Below are 14,035 nucleotides of genomic sequence, written 5' to 3'. Positions count from 1 at the left end.
GCCGGATGGACCTGGACACGCTTCCGAAGCGCCTGGTGGCCATGGCGGCCCGCCACGGCGACCGCCGGGTGGCGCTGCGGGAGAAGGACTACGGGATCTGGCAGGAGATCACGTGGGCCGGGTACCGGGACCGGGTGCGCGACTTCTGCCTCGGCCTTCTCTCGCTGGGCTTCGAGCGGGGCGAGCGGGTGGCCATCGTCGGCGACAACCGGCCCGAGTGGGTCATCGCCGAGCTGGCCGCCCAGTCCGCCGGGGGGGCGTCGGTGGGGGTGTACCAGGACTCCCTCGCCCACGAGGTCGCCTACGTGGTGGACCACGCCGACGCGACCATCGTCGTGGTGGAGGACCAGGAGCAGGTCGACAAGATCCTCGAGGTCCGGGACCGGCTCCCGAAGGTCAAGCGGGTGATCTACTACGACCCGAAGGGCCTGAGGGGGTACCGCGACCCGTGGCTCGCCTACTTCCCGGACGTAGAGGAGGCGGGGCGCCAGTACGGCCGCCGCCACCCCGGGCTCTTCGAGGAACTCGTGGCCGCCACCCGGGGCGAGGACACGGCCATCGTCTGCTACACCTCCGGCACCACCGGCGCGCCGAAGGGGGCGATGCTCAGCCACCGCAACCTGATCAGCATGGGGGACCGGATCCAGGAGGTCGACCCCCTGGAGCCGGAGGACCAGTTCCTCTCCTTCCTGCCCCTCGCCTGGATCGGCGAGCAGATGACGGCGGTGGCCATGCACCTCGCCGTGGGCTTCACGGTGAACTTCCCCGAGGAGCCGGACACGGTGCAGGAGAACCTGCGGGAGATCGGGCCCCACGTGATGTTCTCCCCGCCCCGGATCTGGGAGGATCTCGTCACCCGGGTGCAGGTCCGGATCGCCGACTCCTCCCCGCTCAAGCGCTGGCTCTTCCACCGCTTCATGCCGGTGGCGTACCGGGTGGCCGACGCCCGCTTCCAGCACCGGGCGGTTCCGCTGAAGGACCGGGTGCTCCGTGCCCTCGGGGAGTTCCTGGTCTTCTCCGCCATCAAGGATCACCTCGGCCTCCTGCGCCTGAAGCGGGCCTACACGGGCGGGGCGGCGCTGGGCCCGGACGTGTTCCGCTTCTACCACGCCCTCGGCGTGAACCTGAAGCAGATCTACGGCCAGACGGAGATCGTCGGCATCGCCGTCCTGCACCGGGACGACGACATCCGTTTCCACACGGTCGGCAAGCCCCTGCCCGGCGGCGAGATGGCGATCAGCCCCGAGGGCGAGATCCTGCTCCGGAGCCCCGCCGTCTTCCAGGGCTACTACAAGAACCCGGAAGCCACCGAAAAGGCGCTCGAGGGCGGGTGGCTGCACACCGGCGACGCCGGGTACATCGAGGAGGACTCGGGCCACCTCGTGGTCATCGACCGCCTCAAGGACGTGATGCGCCTGGCGGACGGCTCCGTGTTCTCGCCGCAGTTCCTGGAGAACAAGCTGAAGTTCTCGCCCTACATCAAGGAGGCGGTGGCGCTCGGCCAGGGGCGCAGCTTCGTGACGGCGATGATCAACATCGACCTGCAATCGGTCGGCCACTGGGCCGAGACCCGGGGGATCGCCTACACGACGTACCAGGACCTCTCCCAGAAGGACGAGGTGCTGGCCCTCATCCGGAGCGAGGTCGAGCGCATCAACCAGGAGCTCCCCCCGAGCGCCCGGGTGCGCCGCTTCGTGATCCTGCACAAGGAGCTGGACGCCGACGACGAGGAGCTGACCCGCACCCGCAAGCTGCGCCGGGGCTTCATCCACGAGAAGTACGCCCCGGTCATCGAGGGGCTCTACGAGGGGCGGACGCACATCCCGGTGCAGAGCCGGGTCCGCTACCGGGACGGGCGCGAGGCGCTGATCGAGACGATCCTCAAGGTCCAGGACCTGGCGCCCCCGGCGAGCCTGCCGGGGCAGCCGGCCAGCCAGGTCCCGCCCGGCCGGGCGGCAGGGGAGGCGGTCTAGGTGGAGCTGCTCCTTCAGCTCGTCGTCCAGGGGATCGTGGTGGGGTCGCTCTACGCGCTGGTGGCCCTGGGCTTCGTCCTCATCTACAAGTCCTCCGACGTGATCAACCTGGCCCAGGGCGAGTTCCTCCTGCTGGGCGCCTACATCGGGCTCGTCTTCGCCGGGTCGCTCCAGGTGCCGTTCCTCCTGGCGGTTCTCCTCAGCCTGGCGGCGGCCTTCGGCACCGGCCTCCTGGTCGAGCGGCTCGTCCTGCGGCCCTTCATCGGCGAGCCCGCGATCTCGGTGATCATGGCGACCCTCGGGCTCTCGATGATCATCCGGTCGCTCATCCACATGATCTGGGGGACCGCACCGCGCTCCTACCCGCCCGTGTTCTCCCAGGAGCCCATCCAGCTGGCGGCCGGCCCCTACCGGGTGCTGGTGTCCGAGGCGCACCTCTGGACCCTGGCCGCGGCCGTGATCCTCCTCGTGGCGCTCACGGCGTTCTTCCGGTACAGCATCACGGGCATCGCCATGCGGGCGAGCGCCGACGACCAGCAGGCGGCCCTCAGCATGGGGATCAGCGTGAAGCGGGTGCTGGCCGTGACCTGGGGCGTGGCGGCGATGGTCTCCGGCCTGGGCGGGGTCATGCTCGGCAACATGAACGGGATCACGCCGATCCTGTCCAGTTACGGGCTCAAGGTGCTGCCCGTCGCCATCCTCGGCGGCCTGGACAGCATCCCGGGGGCGATCGCCGGCGGGTTCGTGATCGGCATCCTGGAGAACCTGGCCGGCGGCTACCTCGACCCGCTCGTCCCCGGCGGCGGGGTGAAGGAGGTCGCCCCCTTCGCCTTCCTCCTCCTCGTGCTCCTCATCCGCCCTTACGGCCTCTTCGGCAAGGAGATCATCGAGAGGGTGTGAGCCCGTGCGCTATCCGTTCGCCATGGAGTGCGGGGTGTTCCGGACCACGTACCGCGAGGACCTCGCCCTGCACCACACCCCGATCGCCAAGGCCCGCCTGTGGCTCCTGATCGCGGTCCTCTACCTCCTGCCCTCGCTCCTCGGCTCCTACGTCACCAGCATCCTCAACCAGGTCGCCATCTTCTCCATCGCCGCCATCGGGCTCAACATCCTGACGGGGTTCGCCGGGCAGATCTCCATTGGCCACGGCGCCTTCATGGGCGTGGGCGCCTTCGCCAGCGGCTACCTCATGACGAAGCACGGCGTGCCCTTCTGGGTGGCGGCACCCGCCGGCGGCCTGATCGCCGCCCTGGTGGGGGCGATCTTCGGCCTCCCCTCCGCCCGCCTCAAGGGCCTGTACCTGGCGATCGCCTCGCTGGCGGCGCAGGTGGTGCTGGACTTCGTGTTCATCCGCTGGGAGTCGGTGACGGGCGGGGTCAACAGCATGAGCGTCCCCCGACCCACCATCCTGGGCCACGCGCTGGACAGCGAGGAGACCTTCTACTACCTCGCCCTCACCCTCGCGCTGCTGCACGGCGCCTTCGCGGTGAACCTCTTCCGGACCCGGGTGGGGCGGGCCCTGGTGGCGATCCGGGACCGGGATCTGGCCGCGGAGGTCATGGGGGTCGACCTCTTCCGGTACAAGGTGCTCGCCTTCGCCCTGTCCGCCTTCTATGCCGGCGTGGCGGGGGCTTTGTGGGGGCCCTACGTCCTCATCATCAACCCGGAGCACTTCACGATCCTCCTGTCGATCGAGCTGCTGGCGATGATCATCATCGGCGGCCTGGGCTCCGTCATGGGTTCCGTGTACGGCGCCGCCTTCATGGTGGTGCTGCCGATCGCCGTGTCCCGCCTGGCGACCTTCGCCTCCCAGTACGTGCCCGGGGTCGGCGACCGCCTGATGCTCCTGCGCGAGTTCGTGTTCGGGACGGCGATCATCCTGTTCCTGGTCCTCGAGCCGGAAGGCCTGGCCAGGCTCTGGCGAAACGTGAAGGACTACTTCCGGCTCTGGCCCTTCAGCTACTGACAGGGGGTGAGGCGCGGCTTCGGGAACGGGTCACCGTTGGTGCCGGAACGTTCGGAAGCGCAGAGATCCGTGGGAAGGGGAGGAAGAGAGATGGTGCGCAAGGTGCGTGTCCTGGGCTTGCTGGCCGTCCTGGCGCTGGCCACCGCCGCCTTTGGCTGCGGCGGGAAGCCGGCCGCCAAGCAGGAGACCCCGGCGCAGGCGGGGCAGTCGGGTGCCCAGCAGAAGGCCGCCCCCGCCCAGCCGTCCGGAGGGCAGGCGGCAGCCCCCGCCGCTGCCGGCGCGACGATCAAGCTCGGCGGCATCTTCGACCTCACCGGCGGGACCGGCGACGTCGGCACCCCGTACTCGGAGGGGGTCCGCGACTACGTCGACTTCGTGAACACGAAGGGCGGCGTGAACGGGCGCAAGATCGACCTGGTGTGGCAGGACTACGCGTACAAGGTGCCGCAGGCCGTCGACCTGTACAAGAAGCTGGTGACCCAGGACAAGGTGGTCGCGATCTACGGCTGGGGCACCGGCGACACCGAGGCGATGAAGGAACTCATCGCCAAGGACAAGATCCCGTACGTCTCCGGCTCGCTCAGTGAGAACCTGCGCGACCCGTCCAAGACGCCGTACAACTTCCTCGTGGCCGCCACGTACTCTGACCAGGCCCGCATGGCCCTGAAGTGGATCGCCCAGCAGAAACCCGGCGCCAAGGTCGGATTCGTTTACAACGACACCCCGTTCGGCAAGTCGCCCCTGGGCGACGCCAGGGAGTATGCCCAGAAGCTCGGCCTCAACTGGGTGGGCGAGGTGGTGGTGGCCCTGAACGCGACGGAGGCCGCCACCCAGATGCTCGAGCTCCAGAAGAAGGGCGCCGAGTACGCCCTCATCCAGGAGACCACGAACGCCACCGTGGTGACCCTCAAGGAGGCCAAGAAGCTGGGGCTCAAGACCCAGTTCATCGGCCTCAACTGGGCGGCGGACGAGGGCGTCGTCAAGAACGCGGGCGAGGCCGCCGAGGGCTACATCGGCGTGATCCCGTTCGCCTTCCCGTACGAGACCGACCGCCCGGGGATGAAGGAGATCCAGGAGTACCTCTCCGCCAAGGGCAAGAAGCTCGAGGAGAAGACCCAGAAGTACGTCCAGGGCTGGGTCTCGGCCAAGGTGATCGTCGACGCGATCGCCCAGGTGAAGGGCGAGGTCACGGGCGAGTCGATCAAGGCGGCGCTGGAGAGCTTCCGCAACCACGACCTGGGCGGTCTGGCAGCCCCCGTGACCTTCACCGACAAGGACCACGCCGGCGCCAAGACGACCCGCCTGTACCAGGTCAAGAACGGCCGGTTCGAGCCGCTCGCCGAGATGAGCCTCGACTGACGGCGCCGGGGGCCGGCGCCCCCGGGGCGCGCCCGGGTCCCGCCGGCCCCCCGTGCCCGCCTCGCCGCGGCCGCTTCACCCTGCCGCTTCGGAGGGGGGATCGGGGTTGCTCCGGCTCAACAACGTGGAGGTCGTCTACGAGAAGGTCATCCTGGTGCTGAAGGGGATGTCCCTCCAGGTGCCGCAGGGGAAGATCGTGGCCCTCCTCGGCGCCAACGGCGCGGGAAAGACCACGACGCTCAAGGCCATCTCGGGGCTCCTGAAGTCGGAAAACGGCGAGGTCACCGACGGGGTGATCGAGTTCGAGGGCGAGCGGTTGAACGGCCTGGATGCGGAGACCATCGTCCGCCGCGGGATCTTCCAGGTCATGGAGGGCCGGCACGTCTTCGAGCACCTCACCGTCGAGGAGAACCTGCTCGCCGGCTCGTACACCCGTCGCGACCGCCGGGGCGTCCGGGCCGACCTCGACCTCGTCTACCACTATTTCCCCCGGCTCGTGAGCCTGCGGCACCGCAAGGCCGGGTACCTCTCCGGCGGGGAGCAGCAGATGGTGGCCATCGGCCGGGCCCTCATGGCTCGTCCCAAGCTCGTGCTGCTGGACGAGCCCTCCCTTGGCCTGGCGCCGCTCCTGGTGCAGGAGATCTTCGGCATCGTGCAAAAGCTCAACCAGGAAGTCGGCACGACCTTCCTCCTGGTGGAACAGAACGCCCGGGTGGCCCTCCGCATCAGCCATTACGGCTATGTGATGGAGAACGGGCGCATCGTGCTCGAGGGCCCCACCGAGCGGCTCCTGGAGAACGAGGACGTGAAGGAGTTCTACCTGGGGCTGACCGAGGTCGGGCGCAAGAGCTACCGGGACGTGAAGGCGTACCGGCGCCGGAAGAGGTGGCTCGCATGACGGGGGGCAGCGTCTGGCTGGCTGCGGGGGCCGGGGAGGCCCTGCGCCGCGTCGTGCGGCACGCGTGGGACCACAGCCCGGCCTGGCGGGCGCGCCTCGAGGCCGCGGGGATCCGGCCGGAGGACGTGCGGGGACCGGAGGACCTCCTTCCCCTGCCGGTCCTCCGCAAGGAAGCGCTGGGACGGCACCAGGCGGCCTCCCTGCCCTTCGGCGGCCTCCTGGGCGTGCCGGTCTCTGACCTGGCCCGCATCTTCGTCTCGCCGGGGCCGGTGTACGATCCGCAGGGCGCGCGGGAGGACTTCTGGCGCTTTTCCCGGGCGCTGCGGGCGGCCGGCTTCGCCCCCGGCGACGTGGTCCTGAACTGCTTCTCCTACCACCTCAGCCCCGCCGGGTTCATGCTGGACACGGGGCTGCGGGCGGCCGGGTGCGTCGTGATCCCCGGCGGGGTCGGCCAGCAGGACCTGCAGGTCCGGGTCCTGTCCGACACCGGCGCCACGGGGTACGTGGGGCTGCCGAGCTACCTCCTGTCCCTCCTGGAGCGCGCGGAGGCGCTGGGCCTGCGCACCGCCCTGCGCAAGGCCTACGTGACGGCGGAGCCGCTACCGCCTTCCCTTCGGGCCCGCCTGCAGGGCTACGGCGTGGAGGTCTTCCAGGGGTTCGGCACGGCCGACCTGGGCTCCGTGGCCTACGAGTGCGAGGTGCGGGAGGGCCAGCACCTCGACCCCGGCGTGATGGTCGAGGTGTGCGACCCCGAGGGCCGGCCGGTCCCCGCCGGCGAGGTGGGTGAACTGGTGGTCACCCTCCTGGACGAGACGTACCCCCTCCTGCGCTTCGGTACGGGGGACCTCACGGCGCTCGTGCCGGAGCCCTGCCCCTGTGGCCGGCCGGAGCCCCGGATCCGGGGCTGGCTCGGCCGGGCCGGGGAGGCCGTGAAGGTGCGGGGGATGTTCGTCTACCCGGACCAGATCCAGGAAGCCGTGTCCCGCATCCCCGGCGCAGGCCGGTGGCACGCTGTCGTGGATCGAGACGGGGGGCACCGGGACCGGCTGACCGTCCGGGTGGAGGCGGCTGGCGTGGTCGACCCGGCGGCGCTCTCCCAAGCCATCAAGGCGACCACCCGGGTGACAGCGGAGGTCGAACTGGTCGAGCCCGGCACGCTGCCCGACAAAACCCCGCGCATCGAGGACCGCCGCCGCTGGGAATAGCGGCGGCGGTCCTGGCTTGACACCCCTCGCGGGGCGATGTTACGTTCATGCTGAGCCGGTTAGCACTCTAGTTGAACGAGTGCTAACCAGGCCGGGGGTGGTAGCCGGTGCCGATGGACGAGCGCAAGAACCGTGTACTGCAAGCGGTCATCGACGACTACGTGGCCACCGCGGAGCCTGTCGGCTCGCGCACCATCGCCCGCAAGTACCGCCTCGGGGTGAGCCCGGCCACCATCCGCAACGAGATGGCCGACCTGGAGGAACTGGGGTACCTGGAGCAGCCGCACACGTCCGCGGGCCGCGTCCCTTCCGACCGCGGCTACCGCTACTACGTCGACTGCCTGATGGAGGTCCGCGAGGTGTCGGCGGAGGAGGAAGAGCGCATCCGGCGGACCTTCGAACGCAAGTTCCGGGAGCTGGACAGCCTGATCCGGGAGGCGGCGCGTCTCCTCTCCGAGATGACCCGGCTGACCGGGGTCGCGGCGGGGCCGCAGGTGGGCGAGACCGTGATCCAGGAGATCCGGCTCGTCCCGCTCACCGGGGAACGGGCCCTTCTCGTCTACATCACCGACGCGGGCTTCATCGAGAAGTCCATCGTCGACGTGCCGCCCGAGGTCACCCTGGTGGAGCTCCAGGAGGTGTCCCAGCTCCTGAGCGACCACCTGCGGGGGCGGCGGGTGTCCTCCCTGGGCCGGGGTGCCCTGGAGGAGCTCCAGCGCGAGCTGCGGCGGTACGGGGCGCTGCTCGAGCAGGCCCTCGCCTTCCTCGCGGAGTCCATGGAGCCCGGTGAACACCGGCGGCTGTATCTTGGCGGCACCACGCACGTGCTCGAGCAGCCCGAGTTCCGGAACGTCGAGAAGGCGCGGGCCCTGCTGAGCTTCCTCGAGCAGCCGGACATGGTGCAAGAGGTCCTCGGGAGTCCCGAGAGCGGCGACCTGTCGGTGCAGATCGGCGAGGAGATCCGGCTCCGCGAGTTGCACGACTGCAGCGTGATCTCCGCGACGTACCGGATCGGGGGTCGCGTCGTGGGCCGGCTCGGGGTCATCGGTCCCCGGCGGATGGAGTACGGGAGGGTGATCGGGCTGGTGGAGGACCTCACCCGCCACCTGTCCGAAGCGGCCTCCCGGGGCCTCATCCCGCAGTAGCCGCTTTGCTTGACACTGGCTGGGACCGGTGCTATGTTCATGGGTGAGCGTTAGCACTCTGCCGGTAGGAGTGCTAACGGGTCGACGGCGAACGGGCGCGGGTTCTCCGCGCCCGCTCTTCGGTCGGACTCCACCGGGGCGGAGGAGGCCAGTCATGGCCGAGTGGGAGCGCAGCGGGCCACAGGACGGTCGACCCGGCGCGGAGGAGGCCCGCCTCGAAGGGCGGGGCGCCGGGCAGGCGGAGGGGGGGCCTGCTGACGGCCCGGCGTCGGGAGAAGCCCCGCCGCCGGGCGCAGTGGAGGTGGCAGGCCCGGCGGAGCCCGGAGGCGAACCGGCGGCGGACGGGCCCGGTGCGGAGGTCCTCCGGGCCGAGCTCGAGGCCGCCCGGGAAGAGGCCCGCGCGTACCTGGAGCGGCTGGCACGCGTCCAGGCGGACTACGAGAACTACCGCCGCCGCGCGCAGCGCGAGCGCGAGGAGACGGTACAGTACGCCAACCTGAACTTGCTCCGGGAACTCCTCCCCGTGCTCGACAACCTGGAGCGGGCCCTGACCGCCGCGAATGCCGAGGGCGCGACCCTCGAGTCCCTGCGGGCCGGGGTCGAGATGATCGCGCGCCAGTTCCGGGAGGTCCTCGAGCGGGCGGGTCTGGTTGCCGTGGCGGCCGAGCCAGGAACGGCCTTCGACCCGCACGTCCACGAGGCGGTCCTGCAGGTCGAGGGCGAGTCGGAGGTCGCCACGGTGGTGGAGGAGCTGCAGAAGGGCTATCGTCTGGGCGAGCGGCTCGTGCGGCCGGCACTGGTGAAGGTGGCACGCCGGCCCTAGGGAGGCGGACCCGGGGCAGATCGGCGAGGGAGGCGCAGCGATGGCGAAGGTCATCGGCATCGACCTTGGCACCACGAACTCGGTCGTGGCATACATGGAGGGCGGTGAGCCCAAGGTCATCCCCAACGCGGAGGGCGACCGGCTCACCCCCTCGGTCGTGGCGTTCACGAAGACGGGAGAGCGGCTCGTGGGGAAGGTGGCCAAGCGCCAGGCCATCACGAACCCCGACCGCACGATCATCTCGATCAAGCGACACATGGGGACGAATTACAAGGTCCGGATCGACGACCGGGAGTACAGCCCGCCGGAGATCTCGGCGATGATCCTGCAGAAACTGAAGCAGGATGCGGAGGCGTTCCTGGGGGAGCCGGTGAAGCAGGCCGTTATCACGGTGCCGGCCTACTTCACGGACGCGCAGCGGCAGGCGACCAAGGACGCCGGCACGATCGCCGGGCTCGAGGTGCTGCGCATCATCAACGAGCCGACCGCGGCGTCCCTGGCCTACGGCCTGGACAAGGAAGACGACCAGACCATCATGGTCTTCGACCTTGGCGGCGGCACCTTCGACGTCTCGATCCTCGCCCTGGGCGGCGGCACGTTCGAGGTCATCGCCACCGCCGGGAACAACCGGCTCGGCGGGGACGACTTCGACCAGCGGATCGTCGACTGGGCAGCCGACCAGTTCCAGCGCGAGCACGGGATCGACCTGCGCAAGGACCCGCAGGCCCACCAGCGCCTGCGCGAGGCCGCGGAGCGGGCGAAGATCGAACTCAGCAGCACGCTCACCACGAACATCAACCTGCCCTTCATTGCCATGGACGCCTCCGGGCCCAAGCACCTCGACCTGACCCTCACCCGGGCGAAGTTCGACGAGCTGACCCGGGACCTGGTCGAGGCCACGATGGGTCCGGTTCGCCAGGCGATGGAGGACGCGGCGAACAAGGGCTACAAGAAGATCGACAAGGTCATCCTCGTGGGCGGCTCCACGCGCATCCCCGCCGTGCAGGAGGCGGTGCGGCGCTACCTCGGGATGGAGCCGTACAAGGGGATCAACCCCGACGAGGTCGTGGCGCTCGGCGCCGCGGTGCAGGCGGCGGTGATCACCGGCGAGGTGAAGGACGTCCTGCTCCTGGACGTGACCCCGCTGTCGCTGGGCATCGAGACGCTGGGCGGCATCTTCACGAAGATCATCGAGCGCAACACGACGATCCCGACGACGAAGAGCCAGATCTTCTCCACCGCCGCCGACGGGCAGACCTCGGTGCTGGTCCGGGTGGCCCAGGGCGAGCGGGAGATGTTCCGGGACAACAAGTTCCTGGGCGACATGGAGCTGAGCGGCATCCCGCCGGCGCCGCGGGGCGTGCCCAAGATCGAGGTCACCTTCGACATCGACGTGAACGGCATCCTCCACGTCCGCGCCAAGGACCTGGGCACGGGCAAGGAGGTCAAGACGACCATCCAGAACAACGTCGGCATGTCCAAGGAGGAGATCGAGAAGGCGATCAAGGACGCCGAACGCTTCGCGGCCGAAGATCGCAAGCGCCGGGAGGCGGCCGAGACCCGCAACCAGGCCGACGCCAACGTCTACAACGCCGAGAAGCTCCTCAAGGACGCCGGGGACAAGGTGGATGCTTCACTGAAGGAGAACGTCCAGAAGGCGATCGAGCGCGTCCGCGAGGCGCTCAAGGGCGAGGACACGGCCGCCATCAAGCAGGCCAACGAGCAGCTGTCCGAGGCACTCTACAAGTTGTCGGCCGCGCTGTACGAGAAGGTGGGGACCACCGGCACCTCCAACGGCGGCGCGAGCGCCCAGCCCGGCGGGGCCGCGGCGGGCGGCGCGGCGGCCGGAGGGCCCACCGTGGAGGCCGAGTACCGGGTCAAGGAGGAGAACCCGTAGCGCCCCCGTGCACAAGGCGGTGTGAGCGTGAGCAAGCGGGACTACTACGAGGTGCTGGGCGTCAGCCGGAACGCCACGGAGGACGAGATCCGCAAGGCGTTCCGGAAGCTTGCCCGGCAGTACCACCCGGACGCCAACAAGGACGACCCGACCGCCGCGGAGAAGTTCAAGGAGATCAACGAGGCGTACCAGGTTCTCTCCAACCCGGAAAAGCGCAAGCTCTACGACCAGTTCGGGCACGCCGCCGAGCAGTTCGCCGGCGCGGGCGCCGGCCCGGGGCCCGGGGCCGGCGGCCCCTTCGACTTCGGCGGCTTCGGGACCGGGGACTTCGGCCCGTTCGGGGACATCTTCGAGATGTTCTTCGGCGAGGCCATGGGCGGGCGCCGTCGCCACGGCCCCGAGCGGGGGCGCGACCTCGAGTACCACCTGGAGATCGAGTTCGAGGAGGCGGCCACCGGAGTCCAGAAGGAGATCCGGGTGCCCCGCGTGATGACCTGTCCGATCTGCGGCGGCAGCGGCGCCCGCCCCGGCACCCAGCCGGTGCGGTGCCCCCGCTGCGGAGGCTCCGGCCAGGTACAGCACGTGACGACCACGGCGTTCGGCCGCTTCGTCCGCGCCACCACCTGCGACGTGTGCCACGGCGAGGGGCGGGTCGTGCAGGATCCATGCCCGGAATGCCATGGCCGGGGCCGCGTGCGGCGCGACCAGACCGTGCAGGTCCAGGTGCCGGCCGGCGTCGACACCGGCACCCGCCTGCGGATGTCCGGGTACGGGGAGGGCGGGGCCCGTGGCGGCCCGCCGGGCGACCTCTACATCGTCGTGCACGTGCGCCCGCACCCGCAGTTCCGGCGCGAGGGCGACGACATCCTGCTGGAGGTACCGATCTCCTTCACGCAGGCCGCTCTGGGCGCCGAGATCGAGATCCCCACGCTGGACGGTCCCGTGCCCCTGCGGGTGCCGGAGGGCACCCAGCCTGGCGCTACCTTCACCCTCAAGGGCAAGGGGATGCCGAGGCTGAAGGCCCGGGGGCGGGGCGATCAGATCGTCACCATCCGCGTCGAGATCCCGTCCCGGCTGAGTCCGCGCGAGCGAGAGCTCCTGCGGGAGCTGGCCCGGCTCCGGGGCGAGCGGGTCGAGGACTCGAAGACCTTCCTGGGCAAGATGCGCGACGCCTTCGGGATGTGAGTGGCGAAGCGGGCCCGGCTCCGGCCGGGCCCGCTCCGCCACGTGCAGCACCCATGACCCCAGCGGAGGTTCCCCATGCGCTACCTGCAGCTCACCGTCCGGTGCGAACCCGCCGCCGCCGAGGCCGTGGCCGACCTCTTCATCCGCCTGACCGGCGGGGCGGAGATCCACGACCCCCGGGACGTGGCGGCGGCCCTGCAAGAAGGGCGGTGGGAAGCGACCGACCTGGAACCGGACCCGTCGGGCCTCGTGACCGTCCGCGGGTACCTGCCCGCCCTGGCGCAGCAGGCGAGCCAGCGCCGGCGCCTGGCCCGTGGCCTGTCCCGGCTGCGGCGGCTCGGTCCCGGCTGGATCGGGCGCCTGGCGGTCCGCCCGGTTGCCGAGGAGGACTGGGCGGAGGCCTGGAAGGCGCACTTCCGGCCGCTCTCCGTCGGCCCCTTCCTCATCGTCCCGTCCTGGGATCCGGTGGACGTGCCGGCCGGCGCCCTGCCCCTCTACCTGGATCCCGGCATGGCGTTCGGGACCGGCCAGCACGCCACCACCGCGCTGTGCCTGCGCTGGCTGGCCGAGGTCGTGCCGGCGACCGGACGGGTCCGCCGCGCGGTGGACCTGGGCACGGGCTCGGGGATCCTCGCCATCGCCTTGGCCCGGCTGGGGGTGCCGGACATCCTGGCGCTGGACGTCGACCCCGTGGCCGTCCGGGTGGCGCGGGAGAACGTGGCGCGAAACGGGGTCGGGGCGCACGTGCAGGTGGTCCATGGCAGCCTGGACAGCGCCCCGGCCCGGACGTGGCGCGAGGGGGGGCCGGTGGACCTGGTCGCCGCCAACCTCACCGCCGGCCTGCTCGCCGGGCTGGCCCCGGCGATCGCCGGGTTCCTGGCGCCGGACGGGGTGCTGGTCGCGTCCGGGATCGTCCGGGAGCGGCGGGAGGAGGCGGTGCGCGGCCTGGCCGCGGCGGGCCTGGCGGTGGAGGAGGAGCGGGAGCAGGACGGCTGGCTGGCCGTGCGGGTGCGGCCACTTGCGCAGCCGGCGCGGCAGGGGTAAAATCCTTGGTAATCCGATTTCGATAAAGGGATTAGGCGGGTGAGCCCCCATGCGTGAGGTGCCGCTTCCGCTCGTGCGGTTCAGCCAGGCTGCGATGGTGGTCTTCATCCTCATCGGGATCCTCCTCCGCCAGCCCCTCTTCACGTCGGCCGTGCTCGTCATCCTGCTGCTGGGCCTGGCGTTCGGCCCGCAGGCCAACCTGTTCTTCCGCGTTGCCCGCCCGCTCCTCGTGCGCCGCCTGGCCGGAGCCCCCACGGAGGCGGCAGAGCTGCTGCGCTTCAACCAGAGCATCGCCGCCGGCCTCCTGGCCCTGGCCCAGCTGGCGTTCTTCGCCCTGGGCAGTCCGGTCGCCGGGTGGGTGCTCTCGCTGGCGGTCGCCCTGGCGGCGGGGCTGGCGCTCACCGGGCACTGCGTCGGCTGCTTCCTCTACTACCAGCTCCGGATGCTCCGCCACCGCCGCACGACCCAGGCGTGAGCCCTGCGGTCACGACCGCGGCTCCGGATGGCAAGCGGCGGCCCGCCTCTTCGGCGGGCCGCCGG

12 protein-coding genes are annotated in these 14,035 nt (G+C 70.6%); all 12 read left to right on the top strand.

Translation table 11 applies throughout. The features are described 5' to 3' along the window. Window positions 1-5: 5 nt before the first annotated feature. Entirely contained in the window at window positions 6-1,973 is a 1,968-nt protein-coding gene (locus caldi_RS12490; RefSeq protein WP_264842086.1) for a long-chain fatty acid--CoA ligase, read from the top strand. Beyond that, a complete protein-coding gene (locus tag caldi_RS12485; protein ID WP_264842085.1) occupies window positions 1,974-2,873 on the top strand; it encodes a branched-chain amino acid ABC transporter permease in 900 nt (299 codons plus the stop codon). Window positions 2,874-2,877: 4 nt separating this feature from the next. Continuing rightward, window positions 2,878-3,939, top strand: coding sequence for a branched-chain amino acid ABC transporter permease (locus caldi_RS12480; protein WP_264842084.1), 1,062 nt, complete (start codon window positions 2,878-2,880; stop codon window positions 3,937-3,939). 90 nt (window positions 3,940-4,029) lie between these two features. Continuing rightward, complete coding sequence (locus caldi_RS12475; protein WP_264842083.1) at window positions 4,030-5,298, top strand: ABC transporter substrate-binding protein; 1,269 nt, start codon at window positions 4,030-4,032, stop codon at window positions 5,296-5,298. A 106-nt stretch (window positions 5,299-5,404) separates the two neighbouring features. Continuing rightward, window positions 5,405-6,196, top strand: a complete 792-nt coding sequence (locus tag caldi_RS12470) for an ABC transporter ATP-binding protein (RefSeq protein ID WP_264842082.1) — start codon at window positions 5,405-5,407, stop codon at window positions 6,194-6,196. Beyond that, entirely contained in the window at window positions 6,193-7,401 is a 1,209-nt protein-coding gene (locus caldi_RS12465; protein WP_264842081.1) for a phenylacetate--CoA ligase family protein, read from the top strand. Before caldi_RS12470 ends, caldi_RS12465 begins: the two co-directional genes overlap by 4 nt. A gap of 113 nt (window positions 7,402-7,514) precedes the next feature. Next, window positions 7,515-8,546 carry a heat-inducible transcriptional repressor HrcA gene (hrcA, locus tag caldi_RS12460; protein ID WP_264842080.1) on the top strand — a complete coding sequence of 344 codons (1,032 nt, stop codon included), beginning with the start codon at window positions 7,515-7,517 and terminating at the stop codon, window positions 8,544-8,546. 154 nt (window positions 8,547-8,700) lie between these two features. Further along, window positions 8,701-9,369, top strand: a complete 669-nt coding sequence (gene grpE / locus caldi_RS12455) for a nucleotide exchange factor GrpE (RefSeq protein WP_264842079.1) — start codon at window positions 8,701-8,703, stop codon at window positions 9,367-9,369. A gap of 40 nt (window positions 9,370-9,409) precedes the next feature. After that, a complete protein-coding gene (gene dnaK / locus caldi_RS12450) occupies window positions 9,410-11,266 on the top strand; it encodes a molecular chaperone DnaK (protein ID WP_264842078.1) in 1,857 nt (618 codons plus the stop codon). Between the two features lie 27 nt (window positions 11,267-11,293). Further along, window positions 11,294-12,451 (top strand): molecular chaperone DnaJ, encoded by a 1,158-nt coding sequence (gene dnaJ, locus caldi_RS12445; RefSeq protein ID WP_264842076.1) that lies wholly within the window; start codon window positions 11,294-11,296, stop codon window positions 12,449-12,451. A gap of 75 nt (window positions 12,452-12,526) precedes the next feature. Further along, entirely contained in the window at window positions 12,527-13,495 is a 969-nt protein-coding gene (locus caldi_RS12440) for a 50S ribosomal protein L11 methyltransferase (protein WP_264842075.1), read from the top strand. Window positions 13,496-13,544: 49 nt separating this feature from the next. Continuing rightward, window positions 13,545-13,970: a DUF4395 domain-containing protein gene (locus tag caldi_RS12435; protein WP_264842074.1), complete on the top strand. Its 426-nt coding sequence runs from the start codon at window positions 13,545-13,547 to the stop codon at window positions 13,968-13,970. Window positions 13,971-14,035 lie beyond the last annotated feature (65 nt).

Source organism: Caldinitratiruptor microaerophilus (assembly GCF_025999835.1).
Taxonomy (GTDB): domain Bacteria; phylum Bacillota; class Sulfobacillia; order Symbiobacteriales; family ZC4RG38; genus Caldinitratiruptor; species Caldinitratiruptor microaerophilus.
This window is presented reverse-complemented; position numbering and strand designations above follow the sequence as displayed.